Source organism: Kitasatospora sp. NPDC089509 (assembly GCF_044749365.1).
Classification (GTDB): domain Bacteria; phylum Actinomycetota; class Actinomycetes; order Streptomycetales; family Streptomycetaceae; genus Kitasatospora.
In genome coordinates this window covers 136,414-152,953 of the sequence record NZ_JBIVHS010000013.1, presented here as the reverse complement: position 1 = coordinate 152,953, position 16,540 = coordinate 136,414, and the positions used below count along the sequence as shown (strand labels likewise).

Here is a 16,540-nt window from a genome sequence, read left to right as displayed (position 1 = left end):
AACCACCCGAAGGAGAGCCCGAGTTGAGCACCGCACCGACCGCGCCGCTGCTCGGCGCCGGGATCATCGTGCCCACCGGCGACGGCCGGGTGCTGATCGGCCGCCGGATCACCGCCGGCGAGCCGCCGACCTGGAGCCTGCCCGGCGGCAAGGTCGACCCGGGCGAGTCCTTCGAGCGGACCGCGGCCCGCGAACTCGCCGAGGAGACCGGCATCGTGCTGCCGGCCGAGCGGATGCGGGTGCTCGCCCTGCACCTGGACCACGAGCTCGGCCGGCCCCGGCTGACCGCCGCGGTGCTGGCTCCGCCGAGCCTGGCCGAGGCGCTGGTCACCGAGCCGCACACCTGCGCCGGCTGGGAGCGCTTCCCGGTGGACGCGCTGCCCGAGCCGATGTTCTACCCGTCCGGACTGGTGCTCGGCAGCTGGCTGGACGGGCTGGACGTGGCCCGGCGGGACGGGACGCGCAGCTACCCCGTCGCCCGCTGATCCGCAGCACCGACGGATCCACGGGCGACGGGGCCGCCTGCTCCGGCCCGACACCGTCAGCCGTTGCGCGCCGCCTCCGGCCCGGTGATCCGCCGCAGCAGCGGCAGGGTCGAGGCGATGATCCCCAGCGAGGCGGCCAGTCCGAAGCCGGTCAGGCCGTAGTACGTCAGGCCCGGTGAGACCAGGTCGTACTTCATCTGCGACGCGAGGAACATCGCCGCCGCGGCGAAGCCGGTCCCGATCGCGAGCGCCGACACCACCAGCAGCGGCAGCGCGCTCTCCAGCCCGACCACCCGGTGCAGCAGCCGCAGCGGTGCGCCGGTCAGCCGCAGGATCGCGAACGGCCTGCGGCGGTCGGACAGTCCGGCCACCACGCTGACCGCGAGGCTGCACCCGGCGATCGGCAGGGTGGTCAGCAGCACCGCGTCCGCCAGCTGCCGCCAGCCCTGGAGCTTCCGCTGCCCCTCGGAGGACCAGTCCTCGGCCAACCGCGGTTCGTAACTCGGGAATTCCCGCGTGAACAGGGTCCGCAGCTGCTCCTTGGCCGCCTCGGAGCCGTCGGTGGTCGCGTAGAGCATCCGCACCGGGAGCCCGGCCACCTCCGCCGCGGAGACCGGTGCGGTGGGCCACTCGTGCTGGGAGGCGTCCAGCAGGTCGACGAACTGGAACTGGTCGACCGCCGCGACGGCCGCCCCCGGGGCGCAGTGGCCGACCACCGGGATCTGCGCGAGTTCCGAGCAGATCACCAGGCTGGGCACCACCGGACGCGGGCCCTGCTGGTACGCCCCGACCTTGGCCGGGTTGTCGTGGATCAGCGCGATCCCCTGGAAGCCGGGCACGGCACGGGCCCCGGTCAGCACCCGGTCGGGCACCGAGGGCAGCGCGGCCGCCTCCTCCCGGTTGCCGAACGGGGTGGCCACGATCGCCTTGCGCACCGAGGGCACGCCCTCCAGCGCGCCCTGGTTGGCGTCGATGGTGCTCATGATGGCGAGGGTCCCGGTGGTCACGAACAGCGCCAGCACCAGGCCGGCGACCGAGCGGAAGCCCGCCCGCGGGTCGTCCGAGAGGCGGCGCATCGCGATCAGCGAGGCCGGCCGGCTGGTCCTCCTGGCGACCGCCCGGGCGGTCGCCAGGGTGAGCCACGGACCGGCGACCACCAGACCGAGCATCACCAGCACGAAGCCGCTCAGGTACGCCAGGGACTGCGCGTTCGTGGTCTTCGGGTGGCTGCCGACGAAGTAGCCGAGTTCGGCCAGGCCCGCCACCAGCGGGGTCAACCGCCAGGGGCTCGGCGGCTTCGGGGTGACCCGGCGGGAGACCCCGAGCGGGGAGACGGTGACCCGGCGCAGCGCGAACCGGGCGGCGAGCGCGGCCGCCAGCGGCACCCCCAGCACCACCCCGGCGACCTGCGGCAGGGTCAGGCCGAGGTCGGCGGCGAAGAACCGGTCGCCGGTGAACGGGACGTCGGCGACCAGCGGCTTCAGCGCGACGTACAGGACGAAGCCGCCGACCGTGCCGATCACCGCGGCCACCGTGGACTCCACCGCCGAGATCACCGACACCTGACCGGGCGTCGCCCCCACCAGGCGCATCGCGGCGTAGCGCTGCTCCCGGGTGGCGGCGGAGAGCCGGGTCGCGGTGCCGATGAAGATCAGCACCGGGAAGATCAGCGCCGCGGCCACCACGGTGAGCACCAGGAGCAGGGCGTCCCCGTGCACGCCCGCGCCGTAGCAGTCGGCCGAGCAGTCGGCGGGCAGTGCGGTGGCGACGCTGGTGACGGTGTGCGCCCTCGGCAGCGCCTCGACCTCGTCGGCGGTGCGCCCGACGACCACCGCGAGGGTGTCCGGGGAGGGCAGCGCGTCGTCGCCGAGGGTGCCGGCCAGTCGGCCCGGGAAGCGGTCGCCGAGTTCGACGGCCGGAGTGTCGCGCAGCAGCTTCTCCAGCGCGGGCGAGGCGTAGTACTCGCCGGGCGCGGGCAGTCGGCTCAGGCCGGGCACCGACGGCGCGGCGGGGCCGGTCGGGGCGAGGTCGACCCGGAAGATCCGCTTGCCCCGGTAGTAGTCGCCCCGGGCGCCCCACCAGAGCGGGTCCGCCGAGGTGGCGGCCGTCGCGCCCTGGACGCCGGTGTTCATCCAGTTCTGCCGCTCATTGGCGCGGTCGATCGCGTTCATGCCGGAGAAGGTGGACAGCAGCAGCCCGACCCCGATGGCGACCGCCGCCGCGATCATCAGCAGCCGGGCCACCGCCTCCCGGCCGCCGCTGACGGCCAGTCGGAGCGAGAAGGCGATCACGGGGCCACCGATCCGGTGGAGAGGGTACGGGCCAGGCCGTCGCGGACGATCGCCTCGCGGTCGGCGTAGGCGGCGACCCTCGGCTCGTGGGTGACCAGGATGACGGTGGTGCCCTGTTCCCGGGCCGAACCGACCATCAGCTCCATCACCTGCTCGCCGGTCAGCGAGTCCAGCGCGCCGGTCGGCTCGTCGGCGAACAGCACCCGCGGCCGGGCCACCAACCCCCGTGCCAGTGCCACCCGTTGGGCCTGGCCGCCGGACAACTCGCCGGAGCGGCGCTGCTCCAGGCCGTCCAGGCCGAGCCGGGCGAACCAGGGCCGGGCCTGGGCCAGTGCGGCTCCCCGGCGCACGCCGTTCAGCAGCAGCGGCAGGGCCACGTTCTCCTCGGCGGTCAACTCCGGTACCAGCTGGCCGAACTGGAACACGAAGCCGAAGCTGTCGCGGCGCAGAGCGCTGCGCCGGGCCTCGCTCATGGTGTCCAGGCGCTGCCCGTCGAACACCACCTCGCCCGCGTCGGGCACCAGGATGCCGGCCAGGCAGTGGAGTAACGTCGACTTGCCCGAACCGCTGGGGCCCATCACGGCGAGCACCTCGCCGGCCCGGACGGACAGGCTCGCCCCGCGCAGCGCGGGCGTCTCGCCGAAGGCGAGCGCGAGGTCCCGGGCCTCGATCACGGCGGTCATGCGCGCACCTCCGCGGCCAGCGCGTCGAGCCGGGCGACGGTCAGGTCGATCCAGCGCAGGTCGGCCTCCAGGTGGAACAGGCCGTGGTCGGCGAGCAGGGCGTCCACCAGCGGTCCGGAGCGGCGCAGCTCGGTGAGTTCGCGCATCCGGCGCAGGTGGGCGGAGCGCTGGGTGTCGAGGTAGAGCTCGGCGTCGCGGCCGAGCATCAGGGCCAGCACCACCTTGCTGAACAGCACGGACTGCAGGTTGGGTTCGGGGGCGACCGGCTCCTGGAGCCAGGTCTCGAACTCGGTGGCCCCGGTCTCGGTGATGACGTAGCGCTTGCGCTCGGGCCCGTCCCCCGGCTCGGCCTCACCGGCCATCACCTTGCCGTCGCGGGCCAGTCGGCCGAGGGTCGCGTAGACCTGGCCGTACGGGAGGGGCTTGCCCCGGCCGAAGTAGGAGTCGTAGTCGCGCTTGAGGTCGTAGCCGTGGCTCGGCTCCCGCTCCAGCAGTCCGAGGAGGGTCAAAGGAACACTCATGGGGAGGACCATACACCAGGGATATACACCGAGTGTATAGCTGGGAAGAATACCTCTCTGACCTGGTGAAACGTCAACTTCCGGCGGTGGACGGGCAGGAGACGGCCCCACGACCGCCCCCTGCGCCGCACCGCGGCCCGGCACCCCCACGGTCAACCGGGCCGGAGCCGCGCCCGGGCACGGGGGACGCGGCCGGGCCCCAGCCTGCCGGAGCCGGGGCCCGCCGCCGAGGGCCGAACGTCCCGGGTGGTCAGGAGCGTCGGCACCACGAGCGCGCACCGCATCTTGTGCGAGGGGGCCGGTCGGGTGGAGATTGGGTGACGAAACCCCGTACGCGCCCGCGTCCTTGAGGAGTCCTCAGCGTGTCCAGCCCACCCCGCCCGGCCCGGCCCGCGTCGCTCCCGCGGCGAACCGGCCGTCAGCTGCGGCGGGCCTTCGGTGCCCGGCACGAACCGTTGGCCCGCCCCCTCGACCGGTCCCGCGCCCGCGCCTGGCTGCTCGCCGTGGTCGGGGGCCTGCTGACCGCCGCCCTCTCGGTCGGCGGCGCGTTGCTGCTCTACCGCGCCACCGCACCCCGGGCCGACGCCGACCGGGCCCGGCTGCACCGGATCGAGGCGGTGGTCACCGACACCACCGACCACTCCGCCGCCGCCGGCCGGCTCGCCTCCGGCGGTTACGGCAACCGGACCGATGTCGCGGCCTCCTGGAGCTACCCCGGGCACACCCGGCACTCCGGCCTGGTGGACGCCCCGCGCTCGGCCGTGGCCGGCGCCGCCGTCCAGATCTGGGTCGACCCGGACGGTAACGCCACCGCTCCCCCGGTCGAGCGCGCGGCCCTCGCCGTGTCGGCCGCCTGCACCGGCACCGGCGCCCTGCTCGTGCTGTCCGCCCTCCTGGTCCTCGCCCTGCGACTGCGGCTGCACGCCCTCGACCGGCGGGCCGAGGCCGACTGGACCTCCGGTTGGGCCCGGCTGGAACCGCACTGGAGCGGCCGCGCCGGGCACCGCCGGGAGGAGTGACCGCGGCAAGATCGGCCGGACAACTCCTAGCGGCGTTGCGTCCAGGCCGGTGCCGGGACGGGCCTGGCGGCGCGGTGGGTGAGGGCGGCGACGGCGATCAGCAGCACCAGGGCCAGCGCCAGCGCGGCCGGCACGTTCGCGTGCAGCACCAGCGCGGCGCCGAGCAGGGCCCCGGCGAACATCCAGCCCGCCGAGGCGAGCCGGCGCGGGCCGGTGCGGTCCGCGGCGAGGGCGGTGAGGGTCATGGTGAGCACGGTGGTGGTGAGGTCGGGGACCTTGAGCGCGCGGACCACCGCGTTCTGCCCGCCCATCGCGAGGGCGAGCAGGCCGATCAGGGTGTAGCGGGCGGGTGCGGAGGTGTGGCCGACCGCCGCCGCCAGCACGGTGCCCGCGGCGACGAGCAGCGCCTGGGCGGCGACGGCGGCGGTCAGCAGGTGCCCCCGGTGCCCGGGCAGGTGCCGGACGAGGTGGCCGCCGGCCAGCGCGCCGAGCAGGAAGGCCGCGAGGGCGGACAGTGAGGCGGTGGCGGACAGGCCGGGGGCGCCGGCCAGGGCGAAGCCGAGGAACACCACGTTGCCGGTCATGTTGGCGACGAAGACGTGCCCGAGCTCCAGGTAGCTGACCGCGTCCACCACCCCGGTGACCAGGGTCAGCACCAGCAGCATCGGGACCAGCGGTCCGTGGTCCGGATCGACTTTCGGCATCGGGCCTCCCGGAGGTTCGTGTGACGGTCCCTCCGTTCTACCTCCTCAGGTCCTCGGGACCCCGCCGACAGCAGCGCTCGCCGGCAGGAGTACGCCTACGCCATCGCCGGGTTGCCGTGGTCGTCGTCCTCCGCGTCCAGGTGCCAGTGCAGGTCCCGGACGCCCGGTTCCAGCGACAGCCGGGTGACGACCTGCTCCAGCGCCGGGGTCACCTGGCCGCTGATGGCGACGGTGGCCCGCAGGCTGGTGGCGTCGCCCTGCTCGGTGCGGCGGGCGCGCAGGCCGGTGGGCGAGAGGCCGGAGCCGGCCAGGGCCTGGAGCAGCAGGGCGCGGATGTGGGTCTCGGACTTGCGGTCGCACTCCAGGTGGACGGTGGCCCGGCTGGTGGAGTCCGGGTCACTGCCGGCCTGCGGGGCCCGGTCGAGCAGTCGGCCGGCCGGGCGCAGCACGACGTGGACGGCGAGCACGGCGAGCGTGCCCATGGCCGCCAGTTCCAGCTTGCCGGAGGCGGCGAGCACTCCGACGGCGGCCGAACACCACAGCGTGGCGGCGGTGTTGAGGCCGCGGACGCCGGCGCCGTCGCGCAGGATGACGCCACCGCCGAGGAAGCCGATGCCGGAGACGACGTAGGAGGCGACCCGGGTGGGGCTGCCGGTGTCGCCGACCGCCTCGCTGTACAGCACGAACAGGGTGGCGCCGGCCGCCACCAGGGCGTTGGTGCGCAGGCCGGCCATCCGGGCCCGCCACTGGCGCTCGACGCCGATCAGCGCGCCGCAGGCGACGCCGGTGGCGAGCCGGACCAGGAACTCGACGGTGGTCAGGGTGTGCACGACGGCACCTCCTTCACGGGGAAACGGACACGGAACAGGAACGGACGGGCGGTGAGCCGCTGCCCACCGCCCGTCCGTACGGGAGTCGCTCGGGGACTCAGTGGTTCAGCGCGGTCTGGACGACCTTGATGATGACCATGATCATCGCGATCAGCAGGTAGGCGCGCAGGGCGCCCATGCCGACCTTGCGGGCGGTGGACATGACCGGCCGCTCCAGGGTCTCCAGCGGGGGCATCCGCCACTCCTCGCGACCGGCGCGGTCGATCGGGTCCTCCTTGGTGCCGGTGCGGCCGGCCACGAAGAAGTACCCGGCGACCAGCACGCCCGCCACACCGCAGCCGGCCATGATCCACAGGATCGCGTCCGAGCTGATGTCCGGCCAGACCACGGCGGCGGTCAGGATCAGCGACAGCATCACCAGCACACCGACCACCGCGGAGGTGAAGGCGTTGGTCTTGGGACCGTTGCGCCACGGGCCGAGCACGGCCTTGTCGTTGCAGAGCAGCAGCAGGAAGACGGTGGCGGAGGGCAGCAGCACCCCGGCCAGCACCTGGACGAACTGGGTCATCAGACCCTGCAGGTAGTCGGTGGACAGCAGGGTGATCGCCGCGGCGACCACCACCAGGCCCGCGTAGACCGCGTAGAAGCCCTTGGCGCCCTTGACCCCGCGGTGCAGCGAGTGCTTGATGCCGAAGACGTCGCCGATGGCGTAGGCGGTGGAGAGCGAGACGGCGAAGGCGCCGATGATCGAGGCGTCCAGCAGGGCGATCGCGAACAGCACGCCCACCAGGTGGCCGGCCTTGTCCTCCAGGCCCTTGGCCACGGCGGCCGCGTCGGAGAACTGGCCGAAGCCGTCGGTGCCCGCGAAGGCCGCGGCGGTGAAGCCGATCATCGCGGCGGCGCCGATGATCACGATGGCGATGCCGATCCACAGGTCGACCTTCTCGTACTTCATGAAACGCGGGGTGATCCGCTTGTCGATGACGTACGACTGCTGGAAGAACAGCTGCCAGGGGGCGACGGTGGTGCCGACGATGGAGACGATGACCAGCATCACGGCGGCGAGCTGGCCGGAGCCGCCCGGCATCTGCGGGACCACGAAGTCGTGGGCCATCTGCGAGGTCTTCGGGTGGACCATGAAGTAGATCGGGACCAGCAGCAGTGAGCCGACGCAGAGCGCAATGGCGACCCGCTCGAAGCGCTGGAAGGAGCCGGTGAAGGCCGAGGCGATGATGATCGCCGCCGCCAGGATGACGGAGGCGACCTTCGGCAGGCCGAGGTATCCGGCCGCGAGTGTCACGCCGATGAACTCGGTGACCAGGGTGAGGGCGTTCAGCAGGAAGAGGTCGATGACGCTGAAGGCGCCCCAGAACTTGCCGAAGCGCTCCAGGATCAGCCGGGCGTGGCCGACGCCGGTGACGGCGCCCAGGCGCAGCACCATCTCCTGGTTGACGTACAGCACCGGGATCAGCAGGGCCAGCGTCCACAGCAGCTGGGTGCCGTAGTTCTGGCCGGCCTGGCCGTAGGTGGAGAAGGCGCCGGCGTCGTTGTCGCCGACCATGACGATCAGGCCGGGGCCGACGATCGCCAGCAGGGTCTTGAGCCGGGCGGAGAGTCCGCGGGGGGCGGCGTCGTCGAGCTTGATGGTGCCGAGCGCGCCCTTGATGTCGCCCACGTGGGCGTCGTCGAGGACGGCGGAGCGGGTCGCGGCGGGAGCGGCGGGAACCTTCGGGTCCAGCATCACGTTGGTCATGGCGGGGCCTCCCTGCCCCCTTCCTGGAGGGGGCGACAGGGGGCACGCAGCAGCGATCCTCCCTGCGGGCGCATGTGGACGCACACGACGTCCGGTCCGTACGGCGACGCTGAGCGGCGGCGGCCGTGCGGGCATGACGGTGCGTCAGGCGGCTTGCGTCGGGGCATGGTTGAGCGCACGACGAAGGCCTGGGTGAACGCGCAGGGAAGGTTGTTACCGCGTGCCGGAGGTGTTCGAGAGCATGCGGGGGTAGGGGCTACTGTGGCCCGGACTATCACAGTCCATGTCTCTCGCCTCCTCCCGGTCGGGGGCGCACCGTCTGTGCGCCGCATCACGACACGGCAAGGAGCACACCGGTCACAAGAGACCGGTCCACCCCAACTCGTCAGAGCTTTGGCACTCCACGGCGTGTCCAGCCGGATCGGCCGGAAGCCACTTGGGGTCAACCCTTAACTCGGGAAGACCTGTCCTGAACCTGGGCGTCTCTCGACGTCGTCGGGTCAGTGGCCTGTGTCCGTGAAGACGCCTCACCGAACGAGGTGCCTTTTCAAACCTCGAAAAGCATAGCCCCGGCGCGGCCGCCCCATGTCACCTTTTCGGCTGATCGTCGACACCTTTGTAGAACCTTGACCGAATCCGGGACGGCTTGTGCATCCCCCGGCGGCATATATAGTTCACCGACATATGCAGCTGAACAGCTCACGAGGGGGAACTGTGTCCCACATCGATCCGAGCCGGCCCGCGCCCGTCCTGCAGCTGGCCGGGGTCTCCCGGGTGCACGGCCGCGGCGCCGCCGAGGTGAACGCCCTGCGCGGGGTCGACCTGACCGTCCACGCGGGCGAGTTCGTCGCCGTGATGGGCCCGTCCGGCTCCGGCAAGTCGACCCTGCTCACCCTGGCCGGCGGGCTGGACCTGCCCAGCGAGGGCCAGGTGCTGGTCGAGGGCGTCGCGCTCGGCGGCCTCGGCAAGGGCAAGCTCGCCGACCTGCGGCGACGCTCCGTCGGGTACGTCTTCCAGGACTACAACCTGATCCCGGCGCTCACCGCCGCCGAGAACATCGCCCTGCCGCGCGAGCTCGACGGCGTCTCCGGCCGCACCGCCCGCCGCGAGGCCCTCGCCGCCCTGGAGGAGCTCGGCATCGGTGAGCTCGCCGACCGCTTCCCCGACGACATGTCCGGCGGCCAGCAGCAGCGCGTCGCCATCGCCCGTGCCCTGATCGGCGAGCGCCGCCTCGTCCTCGCCGACGAGCCGACCGGAGCGCTCGACTCCGCCACCGGCGACGCCGTGCTCGCCGTCCTGCGCGCCCGCTGCGACGCCGGGGCGGCCGCGATGATGGTCACCCACGAGGCCGCGCACGCCAGTTGGGCGGACCGGGTGATCCACCTGCGGGACGGCGCGGTCGCCTCGGAGAGCGTCGGACGCCGCTCCGGCGGCTGCGCGGCCGCCGTCCACCGGCCCAACCACCTGGACGGGGCGGCCCGATGAGAATCGGAGCATGGAAGGTCGCGCTGCGGATCGCCCGGCGCGACGCGCTGCGGGCCAAGGGGCGCAGCGCCCTGATCCTGGCCATGATCGCGCTGCCCGTGCTCGGGGTCACCGGCGCCGACGTGGTCCACCGCAGCGGGCAGCTGACCCCGGGCGAACGGGTCGAGCGGGTGGTCGGCCGCGCGGACGCCCTGGTCACCGCGCTCAGCCCGGGCCAGAGCGTCGAACAGGCCCCGGTCGCCGAGGACGGTGCCTTCGTCGCCCAGCCCCGGCCCGGACAGCAGCCCACGCCCGAGCAGCTGAAGGGCGCGAGCACCGATCCGGCCACCCTGATCGGCTCGCTGCTGCCGCCCGGCAGCACGCTCACCCCGGTCCGGAGCGGACCGGAGACCGGCGCGACCTCGCCCGAGGGACTGGTCCGCACCCTCACCACCGAGGCCGACCTCGGCGACCCGGTCTGGCACGGCCGGCTGAACCTGGTCAAGGGCCGCGCGCCCGGCGCCCCGCACGAACTGGCCGCCACCCAGGCCTTCCTGGACCACTCCGGGCTCCCGCTCGGCGGCACCACCACCGTCCAGGGGCTGGAGCGGACCACCTTCACCATCACCGGTGTGGTGGAGCACCCGGACGACCTCGGCAAGGTCGAACTCGTCGCCAGGCCCGGCGAGTTGCTCGACCAGCTGGCCGCCGCCGCGGACCCCGCGGACCCCGGCGCCAAGCAGGCCCAGGGCGGGCACGGCTCCTGGCTGGTGCACCTGCCGGGCGGGGTCGCCCTCGACTGGGACCGGGTCCAGCTGTTCAACGCCCACGGCTACACCCTCACCGCGCGCTCGGTCGCGCTCGACCCGCCGTCGGAGCGGGCCGTCCCCTACTACCGGGACTCCGCCGTCTACCACGACCCCGCCGGCGGCAACAGCACCAAGGTCGTGGTCGCCACCGTGACCGGGATGGGCCTGCTGGAGGTCGCCCTGCTCGCCGGGCCCGCCTTCGCGGTCGGTGCCCGCCGCTCCCGCCGCCAGCTCGCCCTGCTCGGCGCCGCGGGCGGCCGGCGCGGCCACATCGGCGCGGTGGTGCTCGGCGGCGGGCTGGTGCTCGGCCTGGCCGGGGCGGCCGTCGGCGTGGTCGTCGGCACCGCCGTGGTCGCCGTGCTCCAGCCGGTGATCGAGGAGGTCGGCGGCGCGCGCTTCGGGCACTTCGCCCTTCCCCCGCTGGACCTGCTGGCCATCGCCGGGGTCGGCCTGTGCACCGCCCTGCTCGCCGCCGCGCTGCCGGCCTGGCAGGCCGCCCGGCGCAGCGTCACCGCCGGGCTCACCGGGCGGGACACCGTCCGGGCGCCCAGCCGCCTGGTCACCGTGGTCGGCGTGGCGCTGATCCTCGGTGGCGGCGCGATCGCGATGTACGGCGCCGGCGCGGTGAGCCACGGGCGCACCGTGGTCAGCACCTACGACGCCCGCACGCTGATCGTGCTCGGCGGCTCGGTCGCCGCCGAACTCGGGCTGCTGGCCTGCACCCCGGTGCTGGTCGCGCTGTTCGGCCGGTTCGCCGGACGGCTGCCGCTCGGCCCCCGGCTGGCGCTGCGGGACTCCGCCCGCAACCGCTCGCGCACCGCGCCCGCCGTCGCCGCGGTGATGGCCGCGGTCGCCGGGGCGGTCGCCATCGGGGTGTACAGCACCAGCACCGACGCCGAGAACCGGCGTGACTACCGGCCGCAAGCTCCGTACGGCGCGGTGCAGTTGACCAGCCACCGGGACGGGCCGCAAGCCGCCAAGCTGCCGGCCGCGGTGGAGCAGGAGCTGACCGGGCTCGGCCAGCGCGCCGACATCGGCCAGGTGGTCTACAAGTTCTGCGACAACTGCTCCAGCGCCGTCCAGCTCAAGGGTCCGGTCGACTGGCACACGCTCAGCGCACCGCCGCACCTGGCCACCGGCGACGCCACCCTGCTGCACAACCTGTTCGACCTCCGCGATCCGGCGGCCGAACAGGCCCTGGCCGCCGGGAAGTTGCTGGTCTTCGACCGCACCCTGGTCGGCGCCGACGGCAAGGCCGTGCTGATGCTGCGCGGGGGCGGCGGCGCGCCGCTGCAGCCCGGGCAGATCCCCAAGCCCGACCTCCAGGAGGTCCCGGTGGACGCGGTGCTGGTCGACAACCCGAACGCCGCCCGCTTCGCCCAGGGGATGATGCCGACAGCGGCCCTGGCCAAGCTCGGCCTCGCCTCGGCGCCCCAGGGCGCGGTCTGGCGCCCGGCCACCCCGCCCGACCGCAAGGCACAGCAGCGGGCCGCGGCCGTCGCCGCCCAACTGGACCACTACTCCGAGCTGGACGTCGAGCGCGGCTACCAGTCCAAGGGCGACGCGCTCACCCTCGCGCTCAGCGGCTTCGCCGGGCTGGTGGTGCTCGGCGCCGCCGGGATCGCCACCGGACTCGCCGCCGCCGACTCCCGGCAGGACCAGGCCACCCTGGCCGCCGTCGGCGCCCCGCCGCGGATCCGCCGGACCATGGCGGGCCTGCAGTGCGCGCTGATCGCCCTGCTCGGGGCGCTGCTGGGGGCGGCCAACGGCTTCGTCCCGGCGGTCGGGCTGCTGAAGTCCCGGGCCAGCGGGTTCGGGTCGAAGCCGATGATCCTCAGCGCGCCGTGGGGGGAACTGCTGCTGGTGGTGCTGGTGCTGCCAGTGGTCGCGGGGCTGCTCGCGGCGCTGTTCACCCGCTCCAGGGTGCCGCTCGCACGACGGCTGTCCTGAGCACCCGCTCCGACCCGAGCACCGGCTTCGGTCACCGGGCGAGCACCTTCGACACCTGCTGAGCACGACCCGAGCACCACCCGGGCACCTCCCGGATCCCGTGGGCGCCCGTCTCCGTCACCCGGAGGCGGGCGCCCGGCGCTCGCCGTACCATGGGCCGCGTTCCAGCGGGCGAAGGGCGCCGGCGACCGGTTCGGCGAGGGAGACGAGGGCGGTGCTACGGGGTTTCGGCGATCTCGAAGCCGAGATCATGGACCGGCTCTGGTCCTGGGGCCGGCCGGCCACCGTGCGCGAGGTGGTCGACGACCTCCAGCGGCAGCGGGCGGTCGCGTACACCACCGTGACCACCGTCGCCGACATCCTGCACACCAAGGGCTGGCTGCGCCGGGACAAGGTCGGCCGCGCCTGGGTGTACGAGCCGACCTGCACCCGGGAGGCGTACACCGCCGAGCTGATGCACCAGGCGCTGGAGACCACCCCCGACCGGGCCGGCGCGCTGCTCCGGTTCGTCGACCGGATCAGCGGGGACGAGGCGTCCGCGCTGCTCGCCGCCCTCGAACAGGTGAAGGCCCGGGACGCCGAGTGACGCTCGTCCTGCTCGGCCTCCACCTGGCCGTGACCGGCGTGCTGCTGCCCCGCCGACTGGTCGGCTCCGCCCGCCTCCGGGCCCGGCTGCAGGCCCGGCCCGCGCTCGGCGCGGCGCTCTGGCTGGCCCTGATGGCCTCCTTCACCGTCGCCCTGGTACTCGCGGCGCACCACGCGTTCGACCCCGCCGCGCACGAGCCGGCCGGGCTGCTCGGCCTGCTCCCCCACACCGACCGGCTCGGGCCGGTCGTGCCGCACACCCACGACTGGTGGCTGCTGGCCGCCGTCGGCGCGGCGCTCACCGCCGTGCTGGCCGCGGTCGGCGCCCGGGCCGGACGGGCCCGGCGGCGGCACCGGGCGGTGCTGGACCTGGTCGCGGTACGGGACCGGCGCTGGGGCGCGCTGGTGCTGGAGCACGCCCGGCCGACCGTCTACTGCCTGCCCGGGCGGCGCTCCCGGGTGGTGCTGTCGCGCGGGGCGCTGCGGCTGCTGGACGAACGGCAGTTGGCCGCGGCCGTCGCCCACGAGCACGGGCACCTGCGCGGCCGCCACCACCTGTTCCGGCTGCCCGCCGACACCTTCGCGCTGCTGCTGGGCCCGCTGCCGCTGGCCCGGCTGGGGCGCTCGGAGGTGGCGCTGCTGTTGGAGATGGCGGCGGACGACGCGGCGCTGCGGTCGGTGTCCCGGAGTGAACTGGCCTCGGCGCTCTGCGCGTTGGCGACCTCCGGGGCTGCTCCCGGGACTGCTCCCGGGGACGCGTTCGGAGTCGCCTCCACCGGGGTGCTGGACCGGGTGCGCCGACTGGCCCGGCCGGGCGGCGACCGGCGGCGTCGACTGGCCTGGGGCCTGGTGGTGTCGACGCTGCCGGCGCTGCCGTACCTGCTGGCCTGCGCGCCGTACCCGTAACGGCGGGGTGGCGGTCGGCGGTCGGCGTCTAGCGGTGCCGCAGGTACGCCGCCGCGCTCTCGCGCAGCCGGTCGTGCAGGCCGTCGTAGGCGCGGGTCCGGCCCAGCACGCGCTTGGGCAGCTTGGCGACCATCGTGTAGTTGGTGTCGCAGACGTTCGCGGCCGGGGCCAGGCCGGCCTGGCTGACCAGCTGGTAGGCGTCCAGCTGGTCCAGGCCGAGCAGGCCGCCGGTCCAGCCGACCAGGTCGTGCTGGCTGATCCGGAAGGCGTCCTCCAGGGGGCGGGCGGAGCCGGTGCTGATCAGGAAGTCGTCGTTCTCCAGCCGGGGCCAGGCCGGTCCGCCGCCCTTGACCAGGTCGACGATCACGGTGGTGCGCATCGCCGCCTCCACCGCCGTCCCGCAGACCTCCCCCTCGCCCTGGCGGGCGTGGCCGTCGCCGATGGCGAGCAGGCCGCCCTCGACGTTGACGCCGAAGTACGCCGTGGTGCCGGCCCGCAGCTCCGGGGTGTCCAGGTTGCCGCCGTGGGCGCCCGGGGTGATCGAGGCCAGCACCTCGCCGGCCGCCGGGGCGACGCCGACCGTGCCGTGCATCGGGTCCAGCGGCAGGTCGACCGTGAACCCGCCGTGCCGGGCCCGGAACCGGCAGAGGCCGGCCTCGACGTCCAGGTCGTAGACCCAGACCCGTTCCTCCAGCGGCTGGTGCAGCATCGCCGTGTTGTGGGTCGCGGTCAGTGCGCCGAAGTGCGGGAAGGTGCTGGAGATGCCGTGGTCGCGGGCCGGGGTGATCTCCACGAAGTGCACCGCGAGCAGGTCGCCGGGCTCGGCGCCGGCCACCGCGATCGGGCCGGTGACCGGGTTGAGGTAGGGGAAGACGCACACCTGGCTGGGCAGGTCGCCGGTGCCGCGCACCTTGCCGCCGAAGCAGTCCTCGGTGCTCAACTCGACGACGGTGCCGGGCCTGACGGTCAGCAGCGGGGCGCGGCCGCCGAAGGTGTAGGCGTAGTCCTCGGGGGTCGGGAACAGCTGGACGACGGTTTCGGGCAGGCTCACTTGCTCTCCTCCGGAGTGGTTTCCACGGTGGGCACGGTGTCGGTGTCGGTGCCGATGCCGGTCTCGATCTCGGTCGCGTTCGCGGTGCCGGCCTCGGTGACGGCGAGTCGGGGTCGGCGGCCGGTCGCCATCAGCCCGGTCAGCACGACCGCGCCGATCAGCAGCCAGACGAAGCCCAGCCGCTGGGCCGCGATGTTGGCGTTGACGACGACGTACCCGAGGATCCCGAAGCCGATCGCGGGGGCGATCAGGTGCCGCCAGTAGTCCCTGCTGCGCTGCCGGACCAGGTAGTGGACGACCACCGCGACGTGCAGGACCAGGAAGGTGGTCAGCGCCCCGAAGTTGACCAGGGTGCTGAGCAGGGTGATGCCGTCCTTGCGCGAGGCCGTGTAGAGCCCGAGCACCAGGGAGATCCCGGCGGTCAGCAGGGTGGCGTTGACCGGCACCCGGCGGGTGGGGTGGATCCTGGCCAGGAAGGCGGGCAGTTGGCGGTCCCGGGCCATCGCGTACAGCAGCCGCGAGGTGGCCGCCTGGGCGACCAGGGAGTTGGCGAAGCCCCAGGCCACGGCGGTGGAGGCGGCGGTGAGCGTGGCGAGCCAGCCGCCGGCGGCGGTCCGGGCCGCGTCGTAGAAGGCGGTGCCGTTCGGATCGCCGTCCCGGATCAGGGCGTCCGGGTCGGACACCAGCAGCGAGGCCACCCAGGTCTGCACGATGAACAGCGTGCCCGCCAGCAGCAGCGCGGCCACCATCGACCGGCCGATCGCCTTGGTGGAATCCCGGTTCTCCTCGGAGAGGGTGGAGATCCCGTCGAAGCCGAGGAAGCTGAGCACCGCGACCGAGACCGCCCCGAAGACCAGGCTCCAGGAGAAGGTGTGGGCGTTGTAGAGCGGGGTGAGGTCGAAGCCCCGGCCCTTGCCGGCGGCGAGGGCGATCACCCCGACCACCACGAACAGGGCCAGCACGACGAGTTCGCCGATCAGCATCGCCTTGTTGACCTTGGAGGTGGTCTCGATGCCCAGGTAGTTGACCGCGGTGTTGAGCAGCACGAAGCCGATCAGCCAGAGCCAGACCGGGACGGACGGCACCAGCGAGTTCATCGCGACGCCTGCGATCAGGTACAGCAGGCCCGGCACCAGCACGTAGTCGAGCAGGATCATCCAGCCGGACAGGAAGCCGACCGGGGCCGCGATGCCGCGCCCGGCGTAGGTGTAGACCGAGCCGGCCATCGGGAAGGCCCGCGACATCTGGGCGTACGACAGGGCGGTGAACATCATCGCCACCATGCCGAGGACGTAGGCCAGGGCGACCATGCCGCCGGAGCCCTGGAAGACGCCGCCGAAGATGCCGAAGGGCGCGATCGGCACCATGAAGACCAGCCCGTAGACGAGCAGGTCGGTGAAGGTCAGGGAACGGCGGAGTTCCTGTCGGTAGCCGTAGCTCTCGATGCCGTCGGGCTGGGGCAAGGGTGTGTCGGCCATGGTGCTCTCTC

Annotated in this window: 14 protein-coding genes and 1 riboswitch; of the genes, 6 read left to right on the top strand and 8 right to left on the bottom strand. The window is 73.8% G+C overall.

Features of this window, described 5'->3' with window-relative positions:
• Window positions 1-23: 23 nt before the first annotated feature.
• Window positions 24-485 carry an NUDIX hydrolase gene (locus tag ACIP4P_RS25815; RefSeq protein ID WP_400922193.1) on the top strand — a complete coding sequence of 154 codons (462 nt, stop codon included), beginning with the start codon at window positions 24-26 and terminating at the stop codon, window positions 483-485.
• A gap of 56 nt (window positions 486-541) precedes the next feature.
• Here ACIP4P_RS25815 and ACIP4P_RS25810 read toward each other — a convergent pair whose 3' ends face one another.
• From ACIP4P_RS25810 to ACIP4P_RS25800, 3 genes are read right to left on the bottom strand one after another with little or no spacing between them, the layout of a single operon-like run.
• Window positions 542-2,776: an FtsX-like permease family protein gene (locus ACIP4P_RS25810; RefSeq protein WP_400922191.1), complete on the bottom strand. Its 2,235-nt coding sequence runs from the start codon at window positions 2,774-2,776 to the stop codon at window positions 542-544.
• On the bottom strand, window positions 2,773-3,459 hold the full coding sequence (locus ACIP4P_RS25805) for an ABC transporter ATP-binding protein (protein ID WP_400922189.1): 687 nt from the start codon (window positions 3,457-3,459) through the stop codon (window positions 2,773-2,775). The genes ACIP4P_RS25810 and ACIP4P_RS25805 overlap by 4 nt, the downstream gene beginning before the upstream one ends.
• Window positions 3,456-3,980 carry a PadR family transcriptional regulator gene (locus ACIP4P_RS25800; protein WP_350513909.1) on the bottom strand — a complete coding sequence of 175 codons (525 nt, stop codon included), beginning with the start codon at window positions 3,978-3,980 and terminating at the stop codon, window positions 3,456-3,458. Before ACIP4P_RS25800 ends, ACIP4P_RS25805 begins: the two co-directional genes overlap by 4 nt.
• Before the next feature lie 362 nt (window positions 3,981-4,342).
• Between ACIP4P_RS25800 and ACIP4P_RS25795 the strand changes: the two genes are divergently transcribed.
• Entirely contained in the window at window positions 4,343-4,999 is a 657-nt protein-coding gene (locus tag ACIP4P_RS25795; RefSeq protein ID WP_400922186.1) for a hypothetical protein, read from the top strand.
• 26 nt (window positions 5,000-5,025) lie between these two features.
• Here the strand turns inward: ACIP4P_RS25795 and ACIP4P_RS25790 are convergent, their stop codons facing one another.
• The 3 genes from ACIP4P_RS25790 to ACIP4P_RS25780 all read right to left on the bottom strand — a co-directional run bounded on the left by ACIP4P_RS25790 (window position 5,026) and on the right by ACIP4P_RS25780 (window position 8,286).
• Window positions 5,026-5,703 carry a YoaK family protein gene (locus tag ACIP4P_RS25790; protein ID WP_400922184.1) on the bottom strand — a complete coding sequence of 226 codons (678 nt, stop codon included), beginning with the start codon at window positions 5,701-5,703 and terminating at the stop codon, window positions 5,026-5,028.
• A gap of 95 nt (window positions 5,704-5,798) precedes the next feature.
• On the bottom strand, window positions 5,799-6,533 hold the full coding sequence (locus ACIP4P_RS25785) for an MgtC/SapB family protein (protein ID WP_350513912.1): 735 nt from the start codon (window positions 6,531-6,533) through the stop codon (window positions 5,799-5,801).
• Between the two features lie 97 nt (window positions 6,534-6,630).
• Complete coding sequence (locus tag ACIP4P_RS25780) at window positions 6,631-8,286, bottom strand: NRAMP family divalent metal transporter (protein WP_400922182.1); 1,656 nt, start codon at window positions 8,284-8,286, stop codon at window positions 6,631-6,633.
• A 369-nt stretch (window positions 8,287-8,655) separates the two neighbouring features.
• Window positions 8,656-8,832: riboswitch (M-box (ykoK) riboswitch) on the bottom strand.
• 138 nt (window positions 8,833-8,970) lie between these two features.
• Between ACIP4P_RS25780 and ACIP4P_RS25775 the strand changes: the two genes are divergently transcribed.
• The 4 genes from ACIP4P_RS25775 to ACIP4P_RS25760 all read left to right on the top strand — a co-directional run bounded on the left by ACIP4P_RS25775 (window position 8,971) and on the right by ACIP4P_RS25760 (window position 14,000).
• Window positions 8,971-9,771 carry an ABC transporter ATP-binding protein gene (locus ACIP4P_RS25775; protein WP_400922180.1) on the top strand — a complete coding sequence of 267 codons (801 nt, stop codon included), beginning with the start codon at window positions 8,971-8,973 and terminating at the stop codon, window positions 9,769-9,771.
• Window positions 9,768-12,509 carry an FtsX-like permease family protein gene (locus tag ACIP4P_RS25770; protein WP_400922178.1) on the top strand — a complete coding sequence of 914 codons (2,742 nt, stop codon included), beginning with the start codon at window positions 9,768-9,770 and terminating at the stop codon, window positions 12,507-12,509. Before ACIP4P_RS25775 ends, ACIP4P_RS25770 begins: the two co-directional genes overlap by 4 nt.
• Before the next feature lie 250 nt (window positions 12,510-12,759).
• Window positions 12,760-13,095 (top strand): BlaI/MecI/CopY family transcriptional regulator, encoded by a 336-nt coding sequence (locus ACIP4P_RS25765; protein ID WP_400922324.1) that lies wholly within the window; start codon window positions 12,760-12,762, stop codon window positions 13,093-13,095.
• On the top strand, window positions 13,092-14,000 hold the full coding sequence (locus ACIP4P_RS25760; RefSeq protein WP_400922176.1) for a M56 family metallopeptidase: 909 nt from the start codon (window positions 13,092-13,094) through the stop codon (window positions 13,998-14,000). Before ACIP4P_RS25765 ends, ACIP4P_RS25760 begins: the two co-directional genes overlap by 4 nt.
• 28 nt (window positions 14,001-14,028) lie before the next feature.
• On the opposite strand, the gene ACIP4P_RS25755 is transcribed toward ACIP4P_RS25760, so the two are convergent.
• Together ACIP4P_RS25755 and ACIP4P_RS25750 are read right to left on the bottom strand one after the other, a co-directional pair.
• Entirely contained in the window at window positions 14,029-15,051 is a 1,023-nt protein-coding gene (locus ACIP4P_RS25755; RefSeq protein ID WP_400922174.1) for an acetamidase/formamidase family protein, read from the bottom strand.
• Window positions 15,048-16,529 carry an APC family permease gene (locus ACIP4P_RS25750; protein ID WP_400922172.1) on the bottom strand — a complete coding sequence of 494 codons (1,482 nt, stop codon included), beginning with the start codon at window positions 16,527-16,529 and terminating at the stop codon, window positions 15,048-15,050. The genes ACIP4P_RS25755 and ACIP4P_RS25750 overlap by 4 nt, the downstream gene beginning before the upstream one ends.
• Window positions 16,530-16,540: the final 11 nt, after the last annotated feature.

Bases quoted from the DNA above. Each gene is read 5' to 3' on its own strand.
- ACIP4P_RS25805 (WP_400922189.1), bottom strand. From the start codon at position 3,459: ATGACCGCCGTGATCGAGGCCCGGGACCTCGCGCTCGCCTTCGGCGAG.
- ACIP4P_RS25800 (WP_350513909.1), bottom strand. From the start codon at position 3,980: ATGAGTGTTCCTTTGACCCTCCTCGGACTGCTGGAGCGGGAGCCGAGC.
- ACIP4P_RS25790 (WP_400922184.1), bottom strand. From the start codon at position 5,703: ATGCCGAAAGTCGATCCGGACCACGGACCGCTGGTCCCGATGCTGCTG.
- ACIP4P_RS25780 (WP_400922182.1), bottom strand. From the start codon at position 8,286: ATGACCAACGTGATGCTGGACCCGAAGGTTCCCGCCGCTCCCGCCGCG.
- ACIP4P_RS25775 (WP_400922180.1), top strand. From the start codon at position 8,971: ATGCAGCTGAACAGCTCACGAGGGGGAACTGTGTCCCACATCGATCCG.
- ACIP4P_RS25770 (WP_400922178.1), top strand. From the start codon at position 9,768: ATGAGAATCGGAGCATGGAAGGTCGCGCTGCGGATCGCCCGGCGCGAC.
- ACIP4P_RS25765 (WP_400922324.1), top strand. From the start codon at position 12,760: ATGGACCGGCTCTGGTCCTGGGGCCGGCCGGCCACCGTGCGCGAGGTG.
- ACIP4P_RS25750 (WP_400922172.1), bottom strand. From the start codon at position 16,529: ATGGCCGACACACCCTTGCCCCAGCCCGACGGCATCGAGAGCTACGGC.